Consider the following 23,304-nt stretch of genomic DNA (forward strand, 5'->3'; position numbering starts at 1 on the left):
TCTCATGATTTTAGTTTAAAACTTTTTTTATTTTTTGTATTTCTTCATAAGATAATCTAAGGCTTTTGAGACTCCTTTGGCGTTCATTGCTATTATAGTTTTTAAACGAGATTGTATCATTATTAGAATTAAATTGAATTTTTGAAAACTCTTCATAATTTGAATTTATAATTAGTTTATTCTTAACTAATAAAACAATTCTCTCGTTTGTGATTAAAAAATAGTCTTTATCTCTATTGAGAATTAAACTTAATAAACCAAAAATGATATTATTCCAAAAACCTGGTTCGGATTTTTTTCTAATAAGGAATATATCTTCCTCTGTTTTAAGAATTGATTTAACATATCTTGAACTATTCATTCATTATAGCTTTCAACTTCTCAACCAATTGATACACATCCTCAAAAGAATTATAAAGAGGCACTGGTGCGCATCGAATTACATCGGGCTCTCTCCAATCACTTATAACACCTGCTTTAGTTAATTTTTCATGTAAAGATTTGTCTGCGTTTTTTACTTGTATTGATAATTGGCAGCCACGTTCAGCGGGATTGCTGGGAGTTATTATCTTTATAGTGTCTTCGCCTAATTGTTTTAATAAAAACTCAAAATAACCTGTTAACTTTTTAGATTTTTTGGTAAGCTTTTCTATGCCAACTTCAGCAAATAAATCTAAAGACGATTTTATTGCTGCCATGGATAAAATTGGAGGATTGCTTAATTGCCAACCTTCTGCACCTGGTAACTGATCAAATTCACCACGCATATTAAAACGTGTTTGTTTATTGTGGCTCCACCAACCTGCAAAACGGTTGAGGTCTTTACGATATGCATGACGTTCATGAACAAAACAGCCAGCTAAACTTCCAGGGCCAGAATTTAAATATTTGTAAGTACACCATGCAGCAAAATCTGCTCCTGAATCATGTAAATTTAGTTGTACATTTCCAGCACCATGAGCACAATCAAAACCAACAGTGCATCCATGTTTGTGTCCTAAGTCTGTAATACGTTTTAAATCGAAAAATTGCCCTGTATAATAATTAACACCACCAATGATGATGAGCGCAATCTCGTCACCTTGAGATTTCAAAATGGATTCCAAATCTTCATAATCCAATAATTCTTCACCCTTTCGTGGTTTCCAAAGAATTAATCCTTCTTTATGATCAAATCCATGATGTCGCAATTGCGATTCTACAGCATATTTATCTGATGGGAATGCATCACTTTCAATTAATATTTTATAACGTTTTTTTGTAGGTTGATAGAATGACGCCATCATAAAATGAAGGTTTGCGGTGAGCGTATTCATTACAATAACTTCAATAGGTTTTGCACCAACCACTTTCGCCATATTTTTCGTTAAAAACTCGTGGTATGGTAGCCAAGGATTTTTAGCTTCAAAATGCCCTTCAACACCTAAATTTGCCCAATCTTCAAGCTCTTGGTTTACGTAAGATTTGGTTTGTTTTGGCTGTAAACCTAAGGAGTTTCCCGTCATGTAAATCAGTTCATTTCCAGATTTGTCTTTTGGAATATGAAATTGATTTCGATAAACGTATAGTTCGTCATTCTGGTCTTGCTCTAAAGCATAATCAAGACCTAATTTATAGTTAGACAATGTGAGATTGTTTTCGGTTTCTAACAAAAATAAGCAATATAAATTTAGAAATAAAGACTAAAAAAAGCTCTTATAAGCGCTTTGATTTTTTCGTATCTTTAGTAAAAACTTAAATCTATGGCAAAAATAAAAGAGTATTCTAACGGAGAAACAACGGTGGTTTGGGAAGCAGAAAAATGCATTCATTCTGCTATTTGTGCCAAGGGATTACCAAAAGTATTCAGACCCAGATTAAGACCTTGGATTAAATTAGACGAAGCAAAAACTGAAGCTATTATAAATCAAGTAAAGCAATGTCCATCTGGAGCTTTGCGTTATTATATGAATGATGAAAGCGATAACTCTACAGAGGTTTTAGAAACCAAAGTTGAGGTTATGGAAAATGGTCCGTTATTAGTTTATGGTACTTTAAATGTTGTGGCTAAAGATGGTTCTTCTGTAATTAAGAATAAAACCACAGCGTTTTGCAGGTGTGGTGCATCTAAAAATAAGCCTTATTGCGATGGGGCGCATGTTGAGCAGGGATTTTTAGGTTAAAAAATTTAAATGGTTTAAATGAAAAAGCTCTTAAACCAGTGGTTTAAGAGCTTTGATATATATAGGCGCATGATGCGGAAAAATAATACTATACTTTATATACGCTATTTGGTCGGGGTTTAGATGTTTTACTTACACTTAAAAGAAAAAATATTAATTTATTTTCAAACTAATATCAGTAAGTGTCAAATTCCAATCGCCTTTACTTCTTTTATGTTCTTGTGCAATTTTTATGCCGTTAAAATCTTGGTAGTTTTCAAAAGTATTTATTAATCCAGCTTTAGGTTTGTTTCCTTTTCTAAAGGCCCATTCTTTAATAATATAATCATCTTCAAAATAAATATCATATGCGTCGCCAGGGGTATAGCCGCCTTCAGAACCATATAAAAGTGTAATTTTATTCATTTCAATTTTACTAATTGGCGCTATTTCTTTTTTAGATCCTGAAATAGTTATTCCAGCATCCCAAACCAATTGAAACGGAATTAACAACCAAAATTTATCGTTAATAAAGGCACGGTCTGCTTTTTTAGATATGCTGTCTATTGATTTTCGGTTGTAGTTTATCGTGTCATTTTCTGTAGTTAATGTAACATCATCAGTTTTTGGATGCCATTTCCAATTCCTTTTTTTGTTGAACGTAAATTGAATTTCGGATACGTTTTTCCAGTTTTCAAAACCGTGTGCGTTGGCTATTTTTTCAGCAATACTCAATTCAGATTTACTCAATACATTGTTTTCTTTTTGTTTACAAGAATTGCTAAGCAATAGCAAACAAATAATGACTAGTAAATTTTTCATAATTTAGATTTTTTACAAAGATATCATTTGAAGATGACTAATAAGAGCAAATATTTTGAGACTAACAAAGCAACGTGGAATAACAAAGTAAAAGTCCATGCCAAAAGTGATATGTATAATTTAGAGGGGTTTAAAAATGGGAGTTCTTCTTTAATGCATTATGAATTAGAAGCTTTAGGTGATGTTTCAGGGAAATCGTTATTGCATTTACAATGTCATTTTGGACAAGACACATTGAGTTGGAGTAGGCTAGGAGCTAAATGTACGGGGGTTGATTTAAGCGATGCAGGCATTAAACTAGCTAAAGATTTAAACAAAGAATTGAAGCTTGATGCTGAATTTGTGTGTTGTAATGTTTTAGAGACTTCCGAATATGTAAAAGACAAATTTGATATTGTTTTTACCAGTTATGGTGTGATTGGTTGGTTGCCCGATTTAAAACCTTGGGGTAAAATGATTGCTGAACGATTGATAAAAGGTGGTGCATTTTTTATGGCCGAATTTCACCCGATAGTTTGGATGTTTGATTATTTAGAAGACAAACCTATTATGAAATATGGCTATATGCAAGATGAAGTGATTTATGAAGAATATGAAGGTACTTATGCCAATGAAAACTCAAAAATGATTAGTAAAGAATATGCTTGGAATCATGGTTTAAGCGAAGTGATTAATGCCTTAGCCGAAGCTGGATTACATATTGAATACCTAAAAGAATTTGATGAAAGCCCTTATAATGTATTACCTAATTTAATAAAAACAGATTCTGGGATGTTTGTTACTGAAGATAAGTTGTATCCTTTGATTTTTACTTTGAAAGCGACGAAGATTTAGAATTGAGTTTTTAAAAAAGTTTATTTCTTTTTATTAGTTATATCCATATGTTAGTAAATGTTAAGTCCTCGATTATATTGAAATATCCGATTTTACAATTTTATTAATCTCTTTGGATATTTCATAAACATTACCTTATTTCTGGTTTGTTTAAATTACAATAGTACTTCCATCTTCCTTAAGTATTCATGTCATACATTCATAAAAAGCAGTAGGAATGTGATGAGAATACTCGACAATTTTATCATTTATACATTAAGTATATCCAATAAACGATTTAATGTTATCTCCTTTTTGTAAAGTTTATTAAAGTAAATGTCTGTCTATATTCTCATTATTTTGGTATACAAAAAGGCATACAAACACGTTTAAAAAAGAAGATTTCGCTTATAATTTTAGTCATTTTATATTTGGTTTTTTTATTAAATGTTATTCCAAATATCCAAATACATTTTCCAGTCTCCATTTACTTTTTTCCAAACAATAACATATTTACCTCCCCAAGTTTTTTCTTCTCCTTTAGTATTTTTAGTTTTAGCTTCATAATAACCATAATCGTAAGCTGTATCTTTAGTAATGGTTATTTCACTTTGTGTAATCTTGTGATATGATGTACTTATTCCTTCTGGTAAAATCCAATATTTGATAATGTCTTTACCTTCTAAAATTTTCATATTGTTAGGAAATATTTTAGCATCTTCTGTATAAGATGCAGCTATCATTTCATAGTTAGAGGACATAACATATTTTGAAAAGTCTTCTGTGTTTTTTAGTATAGTTTTAATGTCTTTTTCGTTACCGTTAAAGGTTTGTGCTTGTAATTGACTAAATATTGTAAGTCCTAAAATTATTTTAGTTATAAATTTCATTTTGCTATTTATTAGTGATTATTATATGGTGTATCTCATCTGCCATATCCATTACATTAAAAACCTTTTGATTCTTTAAGATGATGATATATAATTCTTCTTCAGGAAAATATCTAATTACAGCTTCATAGCTTCCTTGTTCACCATGATGATGGTGAACCTCTAATTTATCATCGTCCCATTCTAAAACGCCTAAAGGCGACTGAGAACCTTCTCTTTCGGAAAGGAGCTTTACGGATTCTTTTGATAGCAAATGATAACTATGCAAGTGCTGGAGATATTGGTATATATCTTGCGCTGTAAATAACATTAAAAACTTAATCCCATCCATCTTAAAAGCATCTAGTTTGTTTTCTTTGTTAAAAGGATATGCAGGTAGTATTTCGTTTTTCCAAGGTGCAGCTTTTGCAAAATAGCTATTGGTCATTTTTGCAGGTTTAAATATATTCTGAGTCACATAATCCTCGAAAGATTGACCAGAAACCTTTTCTACAATATGAATGAGTAATATAGGGTTATAGTTTGAATAGAGATAGTCTGTACCAGGCTCAAAAGCAAGTTCTTTTATTTTTTTTAAATCATTTAGCAACAATTCGTGAGTAACAGTCATTTTGTTTTCTCCATAACGTTCCCACGCTACTCTTGGTAAACCACTTGTGTATTTAAATAACTGCTGAATACTTATTGTAGATGCCCAAGCTGGTAAATCTTTAAGATATTTACTCACCTTGTCTTCAAGCTTTAGCTTTCCACGTTCGTAGAGTTGCATTACAGCCACTCCTGGGAATTCTTTAGAAATAGAACCAATAGCGAAACGATGATACGCTGTTAAAGGTTCTTTTGTTTTAGGATGGGCAACGCCAAAAGAATTTTCATATAAAACTTTCTTACTTTTTACAACAAGAACATTACCATTGAGTTCTCCTTTTTGATTTATTTCATCGACATAAGCATCTACACTTTTGTAACTTTTACAGCTAGAAAAAGCAAATAATATAATTACGATGTAGCATTGTGATATTTTGTTCTTCATTAGTTCTGATTTCTATAAAATATTTTACTAACCACTTTCCATTCCCCATCAATCTTAATAAGATTCATATAATCGGTAAAACTAAAGGTTTCATAATCTATTTGAAGTTTAGCATTTGCTGCGTTTCCTGATATATTGATGTAAGAAACATATGTTTTCCTGTTCTGTTTAGGTCCAGGCTTAATAGCTTTTTTAAAAAATTCTATAGCATTAACTTCAATGTATTTACCATTGCGAATAAATTTCATTGTAGCTGTTTTGTGAAAGGCTTTTTTTAGCGTTTCAAAATCGTTATTTGTGCCACCATCTAAATAGTAAGACACGGTTTTTTCAATTAATTTATAATCTGAATCTTGAGCACAAATTGTTGCTGATATACTTATGCAAAGTAATAATGTGATGATTTTTGTTTTCATATTTATGTTGTTTTAAGATTTTATGTCAAATTTTAAGATGAGATTTTTTTAATTTTTTGTTTTGAGTTTTTTAATATAATTAGTGATCCTTTTTATATTTGAATCATTATCTTTTGGAATAAGTTCAATAGCTTTTTCATAGTTCGTTATGGCATTTTTAATATCTCCGCTTATTTTATATGCCTCGGCCAAGGAGTCGAAAGAGTTCCAAGATTTTGGGTAGTTTTGGGTATTTAATTTAAAGACTTCTATAGCTTCAATTAATCTAGGCTGAATAGCGTTTAGAAAGCTATATCCTATATCGTTAATAATCATTTCAAAATCAATTGTTTTATATACTTTATCATTCTTAAGCTGGTTTAAAAGTGTCTGAACATTTTTGTAATTCTTTTTATTTATTGATATTTCCAATTTCTCACTTACTAAGTTTTCCTTATTACTTAGTGTTTTATCTACAATACCTAATAAATTATTGCTAACTCGCTCTATATAAGGGTCGTATCTATAGCCATTCGATAAAATTATGATGGTCATATTTTTACTAGGTATTTTTTTAAATACTGATATACCTCCGCCACTAAAACCAATAGTTTTAATCGTATTTAAATACTCTAATCTCCAGCCATACGAGAAGAATGAACTTCCGTTTTCATAAGGAAATGGAGTGGTCATTATAGTTTTGTTTTTTTGATTTAAAAAATTACCAGCATCAAATTGTTGATCCCATTTTATATAAGCATCTAACGTTATATTAAGCCCACCTACGGATAATAAATAGTCTGGTAAGTAAAAATCAAAAATTTTTGGTTCATGATTTTTATTAGGGTAATACTCGGTAACTCTATTAGGAACAATATCTAAAATATCACCAGAAAAAGAAATACCTGTATCCTTTCCATTAAATTGATTTTCAATAATGAATTCTTGAAATTTTCGCTTACTTACGTTTTCAATAACCTGTTTCAATAACCATAAATTGGTTCGGTTATAGTGGTATTCTTTACCAGGAGAAGTTTTAATTTCCGTGTTAAAAATAATTTCCTTAGCCTTCAATTCTGTTAAATTCCTTGAGACTGGCATGGTTGGTAACCCAGATGAGTGAGAGAGTAGGTGTTTTATTTTAATGGATTTCCAGTTTAGAGGTAAATCTGTTAAAAATTTTCCAATAGGATCTTCAAGGCTAATTTTTTTATCTTGTATGAGCTTAAATATAGCAACAGAAACAAAAAGTTTTGTTAATGAGTGTGTTTTAAAAATGGATGTATTATTTACAGGAATATCATAGTCAATATTAGCTTTTCCATAATATTCTTTATGTATTATTTCATTGTCTTTTAAAATGGCTACTGCTGCGCCTTTGATGCCAAATTCTTCAATTATGTTATTGATATAAGTATCGACTTCCAATTTTAAGTCAATATTTTCTCTTATAGCAATAAACAGTTTATCCTGCTTTTCCAATAATTCAATAACCTTTTCCGCTACTGTTCTTGAAGCAGAAGGGTCTTGACCAGTAACTAACCTACCATCAACAACATAATGATTGTCCCATCCTTTTTTTGAATAGATAAATTCCCCTCCATTTCCTTTTATTACTTCTTCTATAGAAAAAGGAAATGTTTTAAAATAAGTAGCTGTTTTATTTTCGAAAACATCAGGAAAACCATTTACTTGTTTTCCTTCATATAAAAACTTTCCATCAGATAATTGTAAATTAGCGATTCCTGCTGTGCCATGACATACTGCTGATATAACTCCTTTATTTTCGTAAATAGCTCTTGAAATATGTTGAATTTCTTTATTTTCTGGTACACCAAACATAGCTGCCCCACCTCCTACATAGTAAACGGCTTTGTAATCTAATGGATTAATATTTTTAGGACTCAGCGTATGTTTTAATAACTTCATAAAATCAGCATCATATAAGTACTTTTTTTGAATACTGTCAGACGTTTTGATATATCCAATAGGAACAGCACCTCCTGTTGGACTTACAAAATCTATTTTATATCCTTTTTTTTTAAATACATCATAAGGCAAAGTAATTTCCGAAAAATGATTAGAGGCATTTAAATTTGTATCACCGTAAGTATGTTGATTTGAGACTACGAAAAGTATTTTTTTCTGCTTAGGTGAAAAACCAAACAAAACGAAGAGAAATATAATTTTGAGAATTGGTTTATACATATTTTCGAATTTTTAGTTATTCGTAGCAAATATGCAAAATGAACCTGTTCTATGAGTCTTAGTTTATAGAGTAGAAGTTTAAATTTATAATATCGAACTTATTTTTTTTGTGATTTTTGATATTCTGAAGGCGTATAACCTGTTATTTTTTTAAAAGTGGTAAAGAAAGTTGATTTAGAGTTGAAACCACTTTCATAGCCTATGGCTTCAATTGTATATTGATTTTGAAGAGTAAGTAGTTCTTTAGCTTTTTCAACCCTTAATTCGTTAATAAATAATGAAAAAGATTTATCAAAATTATTATTTAGAATTTGGGATAAGGTATGCTGTGAAACATTCAGTTCTTTTGCAACATTATTGATGGTTAAATTTGGATTTAGGTATAGCTTTTTATTCTTTACTACATTTATTCTTTTAGAAATTTGTTTAACAGTTTCATTATTAATTTTTTTGTTTTCATATTTTTCTTTTTCCTCAAAAAATGAAATGCTTTTTTTATTTCTAAAAATAAAAAGTAAGATAATTAGGTAAAGTATAAAAGAAAACGATAATGCTCCAACAATAGAAGAGGTGTATGAACCAATGATGTAAGAAACGCAAATTATGGTAGTCCCAGAAAAAATACTTATTAACCAGATATCTATACTCGATAAATTTTCTGTTTTATTTAAAAGCCTTTTGAAAAGTGCTTTAACAAATTTAAAGGATAATACTATGTAGACTAACCATTGTAGATAAATAGTTTTTACAATATAAGTGCTCCAAATAGTTTTATGCTCTATGTAAGGATACGTAATTCCTAAAACAATTATTCCTACTAGAATGGGAAAAACATGAAGTTTCCAGTTACTTGTTTCTTTTTTGATATAAGATTTAAGATACAGGTACAAAAAAGGGCCTATTAATGTGCAGGCAGAAAGACCGATTTGAATGAAGATTCCAGATAATTTAGGATTAAAATGAAAAAAAACAGATTTGGCAATTCTAATGCTCAACGAGAGTAATAAAAAAGCCAAAAAGTAATTTGAGAACTTTTTCTTATTTGCGATATAAGCAAAGTAGAATGCTAACAAAAATCCATTGAAAGCACCTAGTGCACTGAAAAAAAAAATAAATTGCTTTTCAAAATTCATTTATATAATTTCATGTTTTTTAAAGATTTCAATTGCTCGTTCTAATATCTGTTAACGGTTTTGGCTATGGTTTTTTGCGGAAAATCCGCTAGTATTTTCCGCAAAAAACCGAAGATAGCAAATTTGCTTCTGACTTTCCGTGAGGAAAGTCAGAAGCAATGAACTATAACCTGTGTTGTGTGTAGGCTTTTATATTTGCATTATCGGAAATATTATAATTGTTAATTCAGATCTTGGATAAAATAAAGTCCAAATGGCTTCGTCGTTTTCGTCAAATTCAAATCCGTAAACATTTATCCATTGATTGTTCCATTTAAAGATTAGAGGTTGTTCTTTGTCCAGAAGCTCACTTTTTATGTTCAAAAATATTTCGTTTAAGTCAAAATTTGAGCCTCTAAAATTTCCTCCAATATTTAAGTTTTTTTCTAAATCAAAACAAGAAGACAATCCATAAGGAGTATTATAATTCCGCTCACTTTTTGAAAGTCTTTTTTTAAAATTCTCATCATATGGATATGAGAAATATTCCGAAGTCCATTGTTTTTGACCAGATAATATTAAACTATTATTGTTTATGTCAAAATGAGAACCAAGGAATTCTTCAACACTTATTTGTTCTCCGACCATTTTATCAAAATCAAAGGTTAGAATAGGTCTTACAAACCATTCTCTGTAAATAATGTATTCTACCCCCTCAATTAACTTGTCTTTACATATTTCAAAATAGTTGTTTTGGTTATTTGAAGTGTAGAGAGATGTATGTTTTATATAACCATCTCCTAATTTTTCAAAAAATAAACCTTCTAATTTATTAATGTCAATCATTAATCGAAACTGTATTTTGTCAGCTTACACTCGTCCACTGTGTATGGCATAGTGAGGCGCGCCTCACGGGTAGCCATTGTTGCGCCTCATTCGCTATACGCGCTGTTGTGTGTAGTTTCGTGAGGAGTTCTCATAGGCTCGACTAAATATACACAAAATTGGCGAGGTGCTACAAACAGTGAACGTCGGTATGTAATTAGTAGAAAGGGAGCGTTTGCAAAACGCGATTCTACGTGCCGCAGGCAATTACATACCAACGTTTGATGTATGGTTAGTTGCGTGTTTAAGTAACTAATTTAGTAAACATTCACAAGCCAGAGAAAATTCCGAAGGAATTTTCCAAGTAGGCACTTACCAAAGCAATTAATTATACATTTTGTTGGCAACAGTAATTTTAACAATCATTCACGTGATATAAAGTCAGGTACCATTCATCATCTTTTTTTTCAAAACCTAAAATTCTAAATGTTCCAACTTCTTTGATTACATATTCACAATAAAATATTGAATCAGAAAAGTTAAACGTGTTTTCAACTTCATCGTCGATTCTTATAAAGTTGATAAAATCCCAGTTGTCAAAAACCCAATTTTTTTTACTCATTACAAAGGTTTCGTCACAACCATTGTCAACAGCAATTAAATTGTCAAAATCAATATGTTTTTCTTGAAACGAAACGTTAGATATAAACTTTTTAGAAAACTCAAGAAAATCTTTTGGTATACTGTCTTTATCAGAAAATTGTTTAGAAACAGAACCATATTTTACGGCACGGTCAGAAATCAAATTCCAATCATAAGTTTCTACTTGTCCTAATTTATATCTTTCATAGATAGAGTCAGAGTCAGAGTCAGATTCCGCATCGATGACTTCAGTTTTTTGTATCTCGACAGGAAGCTCAACTTTAGTTTTTACTTTATTCTCTTTACAAGAAAATATGATGAAATATAGTAAAATCAGTTTTGGTATTCTCATTTCGTTTATTGTTTCCAACGTTTTATGTATATGAAATGTTGCGTGTTTGTGTGCGAGGATTTTCCGAAGGAAAATCAGACCTAGTAAACTTGCAATGACCTTTGATTAAGCCCGAAATTGAGCGATTATTTTACACATTGTTGTAAACAGTATTTATTTCCGTTTGTAAATTAACACGTATTCTTCTCTATCCGCTATTGTCATTCCGTCTTTTGAATAAATCAGTATTTTTTTCTTCACAGGTTTTTGATAATAAAATCCGTCTTTTCTTTTTTTTACAATTTTTGCTTTTTTCAGAGATGGCAAATATGGACTGTCCGGTGCAATTTGTAGTTCCAAATTTATTTCTTGAGTTTTTTGTCAAGATACCAAGTTCCATATGACACATTCAATGGATTAAAACTTTTATATGTTCCGCCATTATTGAAAACATAACTATCTCTATTCACATTTTCAATTCCCATATCTCTACCGAATCTTATCAGAGGAATTTTAGTTTGCTTTTCTCCATTCTCATCTTGCAATTCAATAAATTCCCATTCTCCAATTAAATCGGATTCAGTTAAGTTTTGAGAAATTCCAACTTGAAAAATCAATAATGATAGTATTAAGAATATCGTTTGTCTCATATTGTTTACAACTCGTTATAAAATAACTTTTATGTTTCATATCCCGAAAATATATCAGGATATGGTAAGTTTTTTGTCGTTGTTATCCTATAAATATAAATATTTTTTTATAAGAAAAACAAAAGTGTCATGAGATATATACTATAAGCTTACTCTATTTGTAGTACTAATGTATGATTAAGAATTAGCCTTATTTTTTAAAGTTATTTGGCTAAAAAAAACCTTCAGGTTTTTAAAACTTGAAGGGTGTGGATATGTAATTTTAATATTTTTTAATGCGCAGCTTTCTTCAAAAATTCCTTAGGGAAGTTTGCCTTAAATCTGTTTAATCTTGGGATAGATACATTTTGAATATAAGGATGGTTTGGGTGCAATTTTTCATAATCTTGATGGTAATCTTCGGCTACCCAAAACTTTTGAAACGGATACACTTCTGCAGCGATTTCAACATCTAATTGTTTTGCTAATGCTGCTTTCTTTTTTAAAATGATTTGTTTCTGTTCCTCATTTTGATAGAAAATAATAGAGCGGTATTGTGAGCCTCTATCGTTACCTTGTCCGTTTACTTGGGTAACGTTTTGTGATGCGAAATATACATCTACTAAAGTTTCAAAACTAACAATTTTGGGGTCGTAAATAATTTCTACAGCCTCAGCGTGTCCTGTTCTTCCTGTATTGCTTGAGCCGTACGTTGGGCTTTTTGTGTGGCCGCCAGAATATCCTGAAATGGATTCTTCTACACCTTTTACACTTTCATAAATGGCTTCTACACACCAAAAGCATCCGCTTGCAAAATAAGCTCTGGCTTTTCCGTTTTTTATGGAGACTTCTATTGGATCTGCATTAATTACGGCTTGTTGTTTTTTACTTGATTGTGCGTTGTTTTGGCAACTGAATAATATGATAATTGCTAAAATTGGAATGATTTGCTTCATAACTTATTTTTCTTTTTCTAATAGACGTTTAAAAATACAAAACCTTAAATGGTTTTATGTGAAAGTTTTTTTAAATTCTTAATAGTAAGAATTAGATTCCCCTCCTTGGAGGGGTTAGGGGTGGGTTTTTGCGTTAGTACCGATAGCTATCGGGAGCAGTGGCATCCTTTTTTGTGCAAACGTTTTGCATAAAAAAAGCCTCCAGATTTCTGAAGGCTTTTTTTGTATAATTGAAAATGGGTTATAGTTTTGCAAACATTTTTTCCATTTTTGTTTTTTGCTCTTCGGCTAAGGCTGCATCTACCAAAATACGACCACTGTGCTCATCTGTAATTACTTTTTTACGTGATGCAATTTCTACTTGTACTTGTGGCGGGATGGTAAAAAACGATCCTCCAGAAGCTCCTCTTTCAATAGGTACAACTGCTAAGCCATTTTTTACATTAGTTCTAATTCTGGTGTAAGCTGCGACTAAACGCTCTTCAATTTGCTGTTTGTAAGCTTCAGATTTTTCGATTAAAGCTTGCTCTTCTTTTTCAGTTTCTGCTAAAATAGCATCAAGCTCGCCTTTTTTATGTTTTAAGTGATTTTCACGCTCTTTTAAACGTTCTTTAGTTTCAGAAATCACTTCTTTTTTCTGCTCGATTTGAGCTTTAAATTCTTTAATATGCTTTTCAGCTAATTCAATTTCTAGTTCCTGAAACTCTACTTCTTTAGTTAACGAGTTAAACTCTCTGTTATTTCTAACATTTTTTTGTTGCTCGCTGTATTTTTTAATTAAAGCTTTAGATTCTTCAATTAAGTTTTTCTTTCCAGCAATATCGTTATCAATAACTTCTAAATTAGCAACAAGTTTTTCTAATCTGATGTTTAATCCAGCAACTTCATCTTCTAAATCACGAACTTCTAAAGGAAGTTCTCCACGAACATTTCTAATTTCATCTATACGAGAATCGATGAGTTGTAAATCGTATAAAGCTCTTAAACGCTCTTCAACAGTTACTTCTTTCTTTTTAGCCATACTTTAAAAATACTTAACAGGATTGGTATTTGTCTTTGATAAAATGATTGCAAAATTAGTAATTTTTTTTGTAAGATAAGCTACTAAAAGGTTTTTTGTGAATTGCTCGCTTTCGTAGTGCCCAATATCTGTTAAAAGGATACGATTTTCGGCCGTAAAAAAGTCATGATATTTTAAATCGGCAGTTACAAAAGCATCGGCACCATTGGCTATGGCTGCTTGAATGGCAAAACTACCAGAGCCACCTAAAACGGCTACCTTTTTTATTTTTTTATCTAAAAATGGGGAATGTCTAATACCACCTGTTTTCATTTTTGTTTTTAGATAGTTTAAAAAACTAGATTCGTCTATTGGATTTTTAAATTCCCCTATCATGCCCATACCAATATTTTGGTTTTTGTTTTCTAGTGTAATGGTTTCGTAAGCAACTTCCTCGTATGAGTGTGTTTTGAAAAGTGTTTTTAGAACTTGCGATTCTAAATGTTTGGTGTAAGTAACAGTGATTTTAGTTTCTGCCTCAGTGTGGGTTTTGCCTTTTTGCCCTTTAGTTGGGTTGGAATTATTATTTCCTTTAAATGTGCCATAACCTTCTACATTAAAACTGCAATGGGAATAATTACCAATATGTCCTGCCCCAATTTTAAATAAAGCAGATCGTAATTGTTCTGCTTCATCTTTTGGGACATAAGTAGTTAGTTTTTTAATAGTTTCACTTTGTGGAATTAAAATACGTTTGTTGGTTAATTCTAACTGATTACAAATCATGTCATTTACGCCCTGTAGTGCGTTATCAAGTGCAGTATGTATGCTAAAAATGGCAATATCATGTTTAATGGCTTTCATTACAACACGCTCTACATAATTTTTTCCTGTTAATTTTTTTAAACCTTTAAAAATAATAGGGTGGAAGCTTACTATAAGATTACAATTAGCATCAATGGCTTCATCTACAACCGCTTCAAGCGTGTCTAGTGTAACTAAAACCCCTGTAACTTCTTGAGTTTTGCTACCAACTAAAAGACCTACATTATCAAAATCTTCAGCGTAAGCTAAAGGAGCGAGTTCTTCTAAATGATTTATAACGTCTTGTACAATCATATGTATTCTGTTTAAATTCAAAGATAAAATAATTACTTTCACAAGTAAATTATTTATTACTCATAAAGTTGTCTTGTGTAATTGTTATGATTTTATAATTATTATATTGGGCGTTTGTAAATATTAAATCATAATGATTTCGTTGCTGTGAAGCTTTTAAGAAAAATATTATTTCCTGTTGTTCCTATCTATTTTTTTGTGACATGGTTGCGAAATAAATTATACGATTGGGATATTAAAAAATCGACTTCTTTTAGTTTGCCTGTAATTTGTGTTGGAAACTTAAGTGTTGGTGGTACAGGAAAAACCCCAATGATAGAGTATTTAATAAGGCTTTTAAAAGATGATAACAAAATAGCCATATTAAGTCGAGGCTATAAGCGAAAAACAGAAGGGTTTCAATTAGCCGATGTAAATGCTTCTGCTAAAAGTATTGGAGATGAGCCATTTCAATTCTATTCAAAATTTAAAAATGATGTTCTGGTAGCGGTAGATTCTGATAGGCGAAATGGTATTAAAAAATTAAATGAAAAACAGCCTCATATCATTTTATTAGATGATGCTTTTCAACATAGAAAAGTAAAAGCAGGTTTGAATATTTTGCTAACTACTTATGATAATCCATATTTTAAGGATATGGTTTTGCCAACTGGTAATTTGCGTGAGCCACAAGAAGGCGCAAAACGTGCAGATATTATTGTAGTAACCAAATGCCCAAAAACTATAAACGTTATTGAAAAAGCAGGCATAATAAAGCAGATAGCTGCAAAACCACATCAGCAGGTATTTTTTAGTTCTATTGCTTATTCGGATACATTATTTTCTGCTGTGAAAACTAAGTCTTTGGAGAGTTTAAAACATTTTACCTTAGTCACTGGTATAGCAAATGCTAAGCCTCTAGTTAATTTTTTAAATGAAAAGCAATTAAGCTTTAATCATTTAAATTTTAAAGATCACTATGATTTTACAAAAGAGGATGTAGCTGCCTTAGAGAAAGAAGACTTAATTGTAACGACTGAAAAGGATTTTATGCGATTGAAGCAGCATGATGCATTAAGCGAGAAACTTTTTTACTTACCCATTACCGTAAACATTGATAATCCTGAGAAGTTAAATAAAATTATAACAGATTTTGTTAAGCACTAGTTGATGACGCTTTGTTTTTACCAGCTAGAGCGTTGTAAAGTTTTTTCTCAAACTCTTCTTGTTTAAAAGGCTTAGGAATAATATCTGTAAATCCGGCTTCTTCAAATTCATGCATTTTGTCTTCAATAGTAACTGCAGTAAGGGCAAATATGGTAAGCTCTTTATCAAAAGATCTTACTCTTTTTGTTGCTTCAATACCACTTATTCCTGGCATATGTATATCCATTAATATAATGTTGTAATCATTGGCTTTGATGCTTTCAACTGCAGCTTCGCCATTATCAACAATATCACAATGAAGTTCCATTTTAGTTAAAATCTTTTTGGTAATCATTTGGTTAATTTTGTTATCCTCAACTACCAATATTTTAACTTTACTTAAGTCTATATCTTCTTTATTACCTTCAAAGTAAGCAACTTTATTTTCTTTAGCTTCTTCTATAGTTGTATGTTCAAGAGGTATTTCAAAATAGAAAGTTGTTCCTTTTTCTAATTCACTTTTAACGTAAATTTTACCTTTTAAAATATCAATTAAACCTTTAACAATTGAAAGTCCTAAACCTGTACCGCCGTATTTACGATTAATTTGAATGGATCCTTGAGAGAAACTCTCAAACATGTGATCTTGTTTTTCTTGGCTAATACCAATACCATTATCTTCTACCTCGAAACGTAATGTATAGGTTTTACCTTCTTCTTCAATTTTATAAACACGAATCCAAATGTCACCATCTTTGGTAAACTTGATGGAGTTACCAACGAGATTGATTAAAATTTGAGAAATCTTTAACTGGTCGGCAATAAAGTTTTCAGGTAAGTCTTGGTCGTATTCAAAATGAATTTTAACGTTATTGTCTAAGGCTTGATTATTAAGAGCAAGAATGATATTATTAATTTTCTTTTTTAGATTGAAAGATTCAGGCTCAACATCAACCTTATTAGCTTCAATTTTATTAATTTGAAGGATGTCGTTAATAAAAGTTAATAGATAATCTCCAGAGAATTTAAGCGATTTTAAATGCTGTACTTGTTCTGGTCTTGGGTTTTCATCCAAAAGCATATTACTTAAGCCAGTTACAGCATAAAGCGGTGTACGTAACTCGTGTGTTACAGTAGATAAAAAATTGGCCTTTGTTTTAGAAGCTAATTCAGCCTTTTCTTTAGCAATAATAAGTTCTCCATTCTTTTTGTGGAGCATATTATTGGTCTTTAATCTAATATTATTATTCTTATAAAGTGATAATGTTAAAAGTGATAAAATAGTAATTAACGCCACACTTAAAATAGAAATTAAAGTACCTAGATTTTTATCATCCTCAGCTTTTTCTAATTTCTGAACTACTTCTTTGTTTTTCTCAATTTCTTCATTTAAACGAAATTGAGTTTCTTGATTTCTTGACGAGTTAATTCGAGTTAAACTCCTTATAGAATCAGAAAGGTTTAAATGCGTTTGTAAGTAATCTCTAGAAAGTTTGTATTCTTCTAAGTTATGATATAGATCACTGATTACAGCATAACCTTCATTAAGCGTGTTTGTAAATCTATTCGTTTTAGCAATTTGTAAGCCTGCCAAAGCAACTTCAAGTGCTTTTTCGTCATTACCCAGTTTGTTGTAAATTTTAGCGTGATTAATTAGTGCTTCGCTTTGCGTTTTTAAATAATCATACTTTTTAGAAATAGCCAAAGACTGTTCTACAACATCTCTAGCCTTTTTGTAATTTTTTAGTTCACTGTATGTTTTCCCTTCCTGTAATAAGGTTTCAGCTAATTCTTCATTTAAATCTTCTTCTTCAAATTTAGATTTGGCAGCCGTATAAGAATCTAATGCAGAGTAATAATCCTTTTTTGCTAAATAAACGTCGCCAAACGTTTTGTAAGAGCTACCTAAATTAGCATTATCATTTATAATACGTTGAATTTCAATAGCTTTGTTTAACGATTTAATAGCCTTGTCTTCTTCTTCTAGAATGAGTTCTAATCTACCTTTTACAGCATAAATAATTCCAAGACTTTTTTTCTTGCCAGCATTTTCAGCTAATTCTAAAGCCTCATCAAGATTCTTTTTAGCTTTATAATAGTTATAATTCTCTAACTCAGTTTGCGACTGTGTTATACGGTAATTAATATTGTTTTGTACCAATTCAGGGTCTTCATCCATAGCCTTTTGAGAAAAAGCAGTGATGCTGATTAGCATAAAAACAATCAATATATAGTTTTTAATTTGGGACATTTTAAAATAATGTTGCGGACAAATATAATTATTTTATCGACAAAAGACACTTTTTTTCCGATAAATTACATAATAAGTCAATTATTCGTGTAGAATATCCCGTTTCATTGTCATACCAACCAATTATTTTTACCATGTTTCCTATAACAGAAGTCATTTGCGAATCGAAAATACAAGAATGTGAGTTTCCAACAATATCAATGGAAACAATAGGGTCTTCAGTATATTCTAAAATACCTTTGTAATTAGTTTCAGAAGCGACTTTAAATGCTTTATTTATATCATCAATAGAAACCGTATTCTTAACATTAAATGTAATATCGGTTAAAGACCCGTTTATCACAGGAACTCGAATACCACAACCACCAATAACCTCAGAAAGTTCTGGGAAAATTTTTGTTAGTGCCTTTGCTGCACCAGTAGTAGTAGGAACTATGGATTGGCTTGCGGCTCTTGATCTGCGTAAATCTCGATGTGGCTGGTCGTGTAAACTTTGGTCTGTAGTGTATGAGTGTACCGTTGTAATATAAGCTTGATTAATACCACAAAGTTTATTTATAATATCAATCATAGGTGCCGCATTGTTTGTGGTGCACGATGCATTAGAGATAATAGTTTCTGTACCATCTATACTCGCATCATTAATACCTAAAACAATGGTTTTAATATCGTCTTCTATTGGCGGAACACTTAAAATTACACATTTAGCTCCATGGTTTATATGATGCTGCAATTCTAAGCCCATTTTAAACTTTCCAGTAGACTCAATCACATAATCAACTTCAAAAGGGGTCCAATCAATGTCTTTTGGGTGGTTTTTGTTTAAAAGCGGGATACTAATTTTATTGGCAATAATGGTTTGGTTGCTATGCGATACATCACCATCAAAAATGCCATGTATGCTATCATATTTTAGTAAGTGGCTTAATGTTTTAGCATCAGATAAATCGTTAATAGCAACAACCTGCATGTTTTCATAGCTTTGAAGGAGTCTAAAAACACGTCTGCCTATTCTACCAAAACCATTGATAGCAATACGAATCATATTAGTTTATATGTTTTTGTGCTTTATAAGAAGATCTAACCAGTGCGCTACTTTCTACATGACGGAATCCTAACTCTAATCCAATGTCTTCGTATTCTTTAAATTGGTCAGGATTTATAAACTGTTTTACAGGTAAGTGCTTTTTACTAGGTTGTAAATATTGCCCAATAGTAACAACATCAACATCATTTTCTTTTAAGTCATGAAGCGTAGTAATAACTTCTTCACGGGTTTCGCCTAAACCAAGCATAATACCAGATTTAGTACGTCGTTGCCCTTGTTGTTTCAAATATTTCAAAACACCCATACTTCGGTCGTATTGTGCCTGTATTCTAACTTCACGAGTTAATCGTCGTACCGTTTCAATGTTATGCGATACAACCTCTGGAGCTACATCAATAATTCTATCAATATGTTTTTCAATTCCCTGGAAATCGGGAATCAAGGTTTCCAAGGTAGTCTCAGGATTCATTCGTCTAACAGCTTTAACCGTTTCTGCCCACATAATACTTCCCATATCCTTCAGGTCATCTCTATCTACACTAGTTAAAACCGCATGCTTAATTTTCATAATTTTTATCGAGCGTGCCACTTTCTCAGGTTCATCCCAATCCACAGTTTCAGGTCGTCCAGTTTTTACACCACAAAACCCGCAAGAACGTGTACAAATATTACCCAAAATCATAAACGTTGCAGTACCCTCACCCCAGCATTCACCCATATTTGGGCAACTCCCAGACGTACAAATGGTATTCAACTTGTATTTATCCACTAAACCTCTAAGTTCAGTGTATTTTTTTCCCGTAGGAAGCTTAACACGAAGCCACTTTGGTTTCGCTTGTCGCTCTGGTAATATATTCGAAGCTGTTTCGCTGTTCATATCTCTAAAATATTGAGTGCAAAGATACGCATTATTTAAAAAAATTTGGGCGTTACCACAAGGGTCGGGCTTTCGGCAGTCGCTTTTTTGTGTTGCATAGGTGCAACAACACAAAAAGAGCTTCAACAAACGCCTCAATCCCTAACGCAATGCAGAATTTCAATTCATAATTACAATAAATTAATCAACCGTTAGGTAAGCTAAAAAACACAGTAAAAACTATAGTGTTGTTAAAAACCAAATACTAAACCCCATTAAAAAAATAATACCAGAAACACTTAAAATATGCATTGTTTTCGATGGTCGCCAATATTCTGGTGTATGCTTACTAGAAATTAAGAGGTAGTTAATAATCGCATAAAAAGGAGCAGTTATAAACGATAAAATAGTAGCAATCTTAATTAATAAACCCATTTCCGAGGCTAAAAAGAAAAATATACTAATAGTTCCAAGAGTAAGCAAGCCAACCCAAAACCCATAATTAAATTTTGTGGCCTTTTTAAAAAGAAGCTGTGTGGTTTTGGCCATGGCTCTAGGAGAAGCATCTAAAGTTGTTAAAGTAGTGCTAAACATGGTAGTAAAAGCTGCAATCCCAATAATAATATAAGCCCAGTTTCCAAGACTAGAGGTATACATGCTTATTAATTGACTAGAAAATACAGTAGCCTTATTGCTAAATGTTTCTCCACTATTAAACATAACTAAAGTCCCTAAAAGTACAAAGCCAATACCTAGAGCAATCGTTCCAATGTATCCCACGTTAAAATCAAATAAAGCCGATTTTGTATTATAATTTTTAGTGTCTTTTTGTTTTTCAACAGACCATAACGATTGCCACACTGCAATATCTAGTGGTGCAGGCATCCAACCCATAAAGGCTATTAAAAAGGCTATCTCTATACTGTTTTTAGGTAAAATTTGCTTTAAAGAGACTGCATTTGTATTATTAAAAAGCGCTATACTAACAGCTACAAGAGTACTAATTGTAAGGATGATAATTATAATTTTTATCATCCTATCTAAAAGTTTGTATTTACCAAAAATTAATAGACTTAAGCATATAGCAAGAATTACAACCGTCCAAACTTCAATACTTATAAAATCTCCAAATAGTGAAGAGGCTAAACCCGCTGTAACTATGGTTACCGCAGTTTGAATAGTAAAAATAGTAGCAAAACTTATTATAAAATATACCAATAAAACACCCTTTCCTAACTTAAGGTAGCCGTCCAATAAGCTTTCTCCACTGGCCGTTGCATAACGCGGACCAAACTGGAAAAACGGATATTTAAAAAGGTTAACTAAAAGCAATGCCCAAATTAAGCCTAAACCAAAATCTGCACCAGCACGAGTAGATTGTACCAAATGCGAAACACCTATAGCTGCACCTGCAAATAAAAGTCCTGGACCTAGATTTTTGAGTTTAGCAATCATTTATTTTTTCATAATAATTTCAGCCAACAATTTTTTAGCTCGAAGTAATTTTACTTTGATATTATTCATGGGTTCATCAAGCTCTTTAGAAATTTCCTTATAGCTTAATTCTTGAAAGTACCTTAAGTTTATAACTTCTTGGTAATGCGGTTTTAACTTTTTAATGTCTCGAAGTAATTTAGCTAAATGTTGTTCTGTTATTAGCTTATCTTCAGCAGATGGTGACTCGTCTAAGACTTCAAAAGCTTTGCGATCATCCTTTGAAAGAACTTGGGTAATCGAATTTTTTTCCTTTCGTAATAAATCGACATGGATATTTTTAGAAATGGTAATTAACCATGTTTTAAAAGTATACGATTCTTTATAAGTTTTAATCTTATCAAAAGCTTTAGAGAATGTTTGAATGGTAATATCTTCAGCATCATTTTCATTATGAGTGCGTTTCAATTGAAAACCATAAACATCATCCCAATAAATATCTAATAAATAATTAAATGCTTTTTGGTCGTTTTCTTTAGCACGTTTAATGGCTTCCTCTATTTCCAATGGCTAGGTTTTGAAATAAGATTATTTATAAAGATAGTTAATTGTGCAATAATGAGAAAAACTTCCAAAAATGGAATAAAAAAAATCAAATCGGTCTCATTTAGCTTTTTTGATGATACTCCTATAATGGTATATTGAAAAATAAGCCTTAGAATAAATAGTCCAAGAACAATTTTCCATTTAAATAAATAGGCTAGAAGTATAGTTCCTAGAAACCAAAATAAAAAGTTTGATACGTATAATAGCGTAAGCAGAGCTTTATGCTTAACTTTATAGTGTTTTGCTGTTGAAACATGGCGCCTTTTTTGCTTAAACCAGTCTTTAAAAGTTTTTTTAGGAGTAGATTCTGTAAAACTATCTTTTAAAAAACAAACTGCTGTATTTTTAGGAGTTGCTATTTGATTTATAAATAAATCATCATCACCAGAGCGTACTTTTATGTGATTAATAAAGCCATTAGCATCAAAAAATTCTTTTCTGGTATATGCTAAATTTCGACCAACACCCATATATGGTAAGCCAAATTTAGCGAATGAAAAGTAATTGATAGCAGTTATAAGCGTTTCAAAACGAATGAGTTTGTTCAATAACGATTTTTTAACTTTTGAGTAAGCACCGTAACCTAAAACGATAGTTTTTTTATTACTAAAATGCGCGCTCATTTCTTTTATCCAATGTTTTGAAACAGGTTTACAATCTGCGTCAGTAAACAGTAAAAAATCATGTTTAGCAGCTTTTATACCTAATGTTAATGCGTATTTTTTATTACCCCAAAAAGCTTCAATAGGTTTTACATTAACAACCTTTATATTATTGTGTAGTTTAGAATATTCTTGAATAATATTTAAGGTACCATCTTTTGAAGCATCATTTATTAAAACAATTTCAAATTCAGGATACTCTTGATTTATTACTGATGGTAGGAAAGATTTTAAGTTTTCAGCTTCATTTTTAGCACAAATAATAACCGAAACCGCAATATTTTTTGAAACTACATTTTTGGGCTTTGTAAATGCAAATTTTCCAAAGAAAAGAGTATAATAAACAACTTGAATAATAACTACAGCAACATACCCGTAGAATACAAGATCAAGAAAAACCATGCAA

At 31.1% G+C, this 23,304-nt stretch carries 23 protein-coding genes; 3 read left to right on the forward strand and 20 right to left on the reverse strand.

All coding sequences use genetic code 11. The features are described 5' to 3' along the window. Positions 1-10 precede the first annotated feature (10 nt). Positions 11-361, reverse strand: a complete 351-nt coding sequence (locus Q0772_RS14315; RefSeq protein WP_298346212.1) for a hypothetical protein — start codon at positions 359-361, stop codon at positions 11-13. After that, a complete protein-coding gene (gene kynU / locus Q0772_RS14320) occupies positions 354-1,625 on the reverse strand; it encodes a kynureninase (protein ID WP_298346213.1) in 1,272 nt (423 codons plus the stop codon). Before kynU ends, Q0772_RS14315 begins: the two co-directional genes overlap by 8 nt. Positions 1,626-1,742: 117 nt before the next feature. Here kynU and Q0772_RS14325 point away from each other — a divergent pair, with 117 nt between their 5' ends. Further along, a complete protein-coding gene (locus tag Q0772_RS14325; protein ID WP_298346214.1) occupies positions 1,743-2,162 on the forward strand; it encodes a (4Fe-4S)-binding protein in 420 nt (139 codons plus the stop codon). 153 nt (positions 2,163-2,315) lie between these two features. Here Q0772_RS14325 and Q0772_RS14330 read toward each other — a convergent pair whose 3' ends face one another. After that, on the reverse strand, positions 2,316-2,963 hold the full coding sequence (locus tag Q0772_RS14330) for a hypothetical protein (RefSeq protein WP_298346215.1): 648 nt from the start codon (positions 2,961-2,963) through the stop codon (positions 2,316-2,318). Between the two features lie 33 nt (positions 2,964-2,996). On the opposite strand from Q0772_RS14330, the gene Q0772_RS14335 reads away from it, so the two are divergent. Continuing rightward, complete coding sequence (locus tag Q0772_RS14335; protein WP_298346216.1) at positions 2,997-3,797, forward strand: class I SAM-dependent methyltransferase; 801 nt, start codon at positions 2,997-2,999, stop codon at positions 3,795-3,797. A gap of 422 nt (positions 3,798-4,219) precedes the next feature. Here Q0772_RS14335 and Q0772_RS14340 read toward each other — a convergent pair whose 3' ends face one another. The 11 genes from Q0772_RS14340 to Q0772_RS14390 all read right to left on the reverse strand — a co-directional run bounded on the left by Q0772_RS14340 (position 4,220) and on the right by Q0772_RS14390 (position 14,916). After that, on the reverse strand, positions 4,220-4,666 hold the full coding sequence (locus Q0772_RS14340; RefSeq protein ID WP_298346217.1) for a nuclear transport factor 2 family protein: 447 nt from the start codon (positions 4,664-4,666) through the stop codon (positions 4,220-4,222). A gap of 4 nt (positions 4,667-4,670) precedes the next feature. Next, positions 4,671-5,699 carry a serine hydrolase domain-containing protein gene (locus Q0772_RS14345; RefSeq protein WP_298346218.1) on the reverse strand — a complete coding sequence of 343 codons (1,029 nt, stop codon included), beginning with the start codon at positions 5,697-5,699 and terminating at the stop codon, positions 4,671-4,673. Beyond that, positions 5,699-6,115, reverse strand: a complete 417-nt coding sequence (locus Q0772_RS14350; protein ID WP_298346219.1) for a nuclear transport factor 2 family protein — start codon at positions 6,113-6,115, stop codon at positions 5,699-5,701. Before Q0772_RS14350 ends, Q0772_RS14345 begins: the two co-directional genes overlap by 1 nt. 48 nt (positions 6,116-6,163) lie before the next feature. Further along, entirely contained in the window at positions 6,164-8,302 is a 2,139-nt protein-coding gene (locus Q0772_RS14355; RefSeq protein WP_298346220.1) for a serine hydrolase, read from the reverse strand. A 98-nt stretch (positions 8,303-8,400) separates the two neighbouring features. Then, on the reverse strand, positions 8,401-9,435 hold the full coding sequence (locus Q0772_RS14360) for a helix-turn-helix domain-containing protein (protein ID WP_298346221.1): 1,035 nt from the start codon (positions 9,433-9,435) through the stop codon (positions 8,401-8,403). A gap of 189 nt (positions 9,436-9,624) precedes the next feature. Next, positions 9,625-10,260, reverse strand: a complete 636-nt coding sequence (locus tag Q0772_RS14365) for a hypothetical protein (protein ID WP_298346222.1) — start codon at positions 10,258-10,260, stop codon at positions 9,625-9,627. A gap of 394 nt (positions 10,261-10,654) precedes the next feature. Beyond that, positions 10,655-11,233, reverse strand: a complete 579-nt coding sequence (locus Q0772_RS14370) for a hypothetical protein (RefSeq protein ID WP_298346223.1) — start codon at positions 11,231-11,233, stop codon at positions 10,655-10,657. Between the two features lie 341 nt (positions 11,234-11,574). Then, positions 11,575-11,862: a hypothetical protein gene (locus Q0772_RS14375; RefSeq protein WP_298346224.1), complete on the reverse strand. Its 288-nt coding sequence runs from the start codon at positions 11,860-11,862 to the stop codon at positions 11,575-11,577. A gap of 272 nt (positions 11,863-12,134) precedes the next feature. After that, positions 12,135-12,797 (reverse strand): peptide-methionine (S)-S-oxide reductase MsrA, encoded by a 663-nt coding sequence (msrA, locus tag Q0772_RS14380; RefSeq protein WP_298346226.1) that lies wholly within the window; start codon positions 12,795-12,797, stop codon positions 12,135-12,137. Positions 12,798-13,038: 241 nt separating this feature from the next. Continuing rightward, a complete protein-coding gene (locus Q0772_RS14385; protein WP_298346228.1) occupies positions 13,039-13,818 on the reverse strand; it encodes a C4-type zinc ribbon domain-containing protein in 780 nt (259 codons plus the stop codon). A 3-nt stretch (positions 13,819-13,821) separates the two neighbouring features. Beyond that, positions 13,822-14,916: a Nif3-like dinuclear metal center hexameric protein gene (locus Q0772_RS14390; RefSeq protein ID WP_298346230.1), complete on the reverse strand. Its 1,095-nt coding sequence runs from the start codon at positions 14,914-14,916 to the stop codon at positions 13,822-13,824. A 147-nt stretch (positions 14,917-15,063) separates the two neighbouring features. Between Q0772_RS14390 and lpxK the strand changes: the two genes are divergently transcribed. Continuing rightward, on the forward strand, positions 15,064-16,062 hold the full coding sequence (lpxK, locus tag Q0772_RS14395) for a tetraacyldisaccharide 4'-kinase (protein WP_298346232.1): 999 nt from the start codon (positions 15,064-15,066) through the stop codon (positions 16,060-16,062). On the opposite strand, the gene Q0772_RS14400 is transcribed toward lpxK, so the two are convergent. The 6 genes from Q0772_RS14400 to Q0772_RS14425 form a co-directional block, all read right to left on the reverse strand. After that, the gene (locus Q0772_RS14400; RefSeq protein ID WP_298346234.1) at positions 16,052-18,292 is read right to left on the reverse strand and encodes an ATP-binding protein; all 2,241 of its coding nucleotides are present in this window, start codon (positions 18,290-18,292) and stop codon (positions 16,052-16,054) included. The two genes, lpxK and Q0772_RS14400, sit on opposite strands and share 11 nt — an antisense overlap. 28 nt (positions 18,293-18,320) lie before the next feature. Then, positions 18,321-19,337: a type I glyceraldehyde-3-phosphate dehydrogenase gene (gene gap / locus Q0772_RS14405; RefSeq protein WP_298346236.1), complete on the reverse strand. Its 1,017-nt coding sequence runs from the start codon at positions 19,335-19,337 to the stop codon at positions 18,321-18,323. Position 19,338: 1 nt separating this feature from the next. Further along, positions 19,339-20,217, reverse strand: a complete 879-nt coding sequence (gene lipA / locus Q0772_RS14410; protein ID WP_298346238.1) for a lipoyl synthase — start codon at positions 20,215-20,217, stop codon at positions 19,339-19,341. A gap of 219 nt (positions 20,218-20,436) precedes the next feature. Next, positions 20,437-21,651, reverse strand: coding sequence for a divalent metal cation transporter (locus tag Q0772_RS14415; RefSeq protein ID WP_298346240.1), 1,215 nt, complete (start codon positions 21,649-21,651; stop codon positions 20,437-20,439). Continuing rightward, on the reverse strand, positions 21,652-22,197 hold the full coding sequence (locus Q0772_RS14420) for a sigma-70 family RNA polymerase sigma factor (RefSeq protein ID WP_298346242.1): 546 nt from the start codon (positions 22,195-22,197) through the stop codon (positions 21,652-21,654). After that, positions 22,188-23,300, reverse strand: a complete 1,113-nt coding sequence (locus Q0772_RS14425) for a glycosyltransferase (RefSeq protein WP_298346244.1) — start codon at positions 23,298-23,300, stop codon at positions 22,188-22,190. The genes Q0772_RS14420 and Q0772_RS14425 overlap by 10 nt, the downstream gene beginning before the upstream one ends. Positions 23,301-23,304 lie beyond the last annotated feature (4 nt).

This window comes from uncultured Algibacter sp. (assembly GCF_947490405.1).
Taxonomy (GTDB): domain Bacteria; phylum Bacteroidota; class Bacteroidia; order Flavobacteriales; family Flavobacteriaceae; genus Algibacter_B.

What these genes read in the sequence shown, in the direction of transcription:
- Q0772_RS14315 (WP_298346212.1), bottom strand. Translation starts at nt 361, where the DNA reads ATGAATAGTTCAAGATATGTTAAATCAATTCTTAAAACAGAGGAAGAT.
- Q0772_RS14325 (WP_298346214.1), top strand. Translation starts at nt 1,743, where the DNA reads ATGGCAAAAATAAAAGAGTATTCTAACGGAGAAACAACGGTGGTTTGG.
- Q0772_RS14330 (WP_298346215.1), bottom strand. Translation starts at nt 2,963, where the DNA reads ATGAAAAATTTACTAGTCATTATTTGTTTGCTATTGCTTAGCAATTCT.
- Q0772_RS14335 (WP_298346216.1), top strand. Translation starts at nt 2,997, where the DNA reads ATGACTAATAAGAGCAAATATTTTGAGACTAACAAAGCAACGTGGAAT.
- Q0772_RS14340 (WP_298346217.1), bottom strand. Translation starts at nt 4,666, where the DNA reads ATGAAATTTATAACTAAAATAATTTTAGGACTTACAATATTTAGTCAA.
- Q0772_RS14345 (WP_298346218.1), bottom strand. Translation starts at nt 5,699, where the DNA reads ATGAAGAACAAAATATCACAATGCTACATCGTAATTATATTATTTGCT.
- Q0772_RS14350 (WP_298346219.1), bottom strand. Translation starts at nt 6,115, where the DNA reads ATGAAAACAAAAATCATCACATTATTACTTTGCATAAGTATATCAGCA.
- Q0772_RS14355 (WP_298346220.1), bottom strand. Translation starts at nt 8,302, where the DNA reads ATGTATAAACCAATTCTCAAAATTATATTTCTCTTCGTTTTGTTTGGT.
- Q0772_RS14360 (WP_298346221.1), bottom strand. Translation starts at nt 9,435, where the DNA reads ATGAATTTTGAAAAGCAATTTATTTTTTTTTTCAGTGCACTAGGTGCT.
- Q0772_RS14365 (WP_298346222.1), bottom strand. Translation starts at nt 10,260, where the DNA reads ATGATTGACATTAATAAATTAGAAGGTTTATTTTTTGAAAAATTAGGA.
- Q0772_RS14370 (WP_298346223.1), bottom strand. Translation starts at nt 11,233, where the DNA reads ATGAGAATACCAAAACTGATTTTACTATATTTCATCATATTTTCTTGT.
- Q0772_RS14375 (WP_298346224.1), bottom strand. Translation starts at nt 11,862, where the DNA reads ATGAGACAAACGATATTCTTAATACTATCATTATTGATTTTTCAAGTT.
- msrA (WP_298346226.1), bottom strand. Translation starts at nt 12,797, where the DNA reads ATGAAGCAAATCATTCCAATTTTAGCAATTATCATATTATTCAGTTGC.
- Q0772_RS14385 (WP_298346228.1), bottom strand. Translation starts at nt 13,818, where the DNA reads ATGGCTAAAAAGAAAGAAGTAACTGTTGAAGAGCGTTTAAGAGCTTTA.
- Q0772_RS14390 (WP_298346230.1), bottom strand. Translation starts at nt 14,916, where the DNA reads ATGATTGTACAAGACGTTATAAATCATTTAGAAGAACTCGCTCCTTTA.
- Q0772_RS14400 (WP_298346234.1), bottom strand. Translation starts at nt 18,292, where the DNA reads ATGTCCCAAATTAAAAACTATATATTGATTGTTTTTATGCTAATCAGC.
- gap (WP_298346236.1), bottom strand. Translation starts at nt 19,337, where the DNA reads ATGATTCGTATTGCTATCAATGGTTTTGGTAGAATAGGCAGACGTGTT.
- lipA (WP_298346238.1), bottom strand. Translation starts at nt 20,217, where the DNA reads ATGAACAGCGAAACAGCTTCGAATATATTACCAGAGCGACAAGCGAAA.
- Q0772_RS14415 (WP_298346240.1), bottom strand. Translation starts at nt 21,651, where the DNA reads ATGATTGCTAAACTCAAAAATCTAGGTCCAGGACTTTTATTTGCAGGT.
- Q0772_RS14425 (WP_298346244.1), bottom strand. Translation starts at nt 23,300, where the DNA reads ATGGTTTTTCTTGATCTTGTATTCTACGGGTATGTTGCTGTAGTTATT.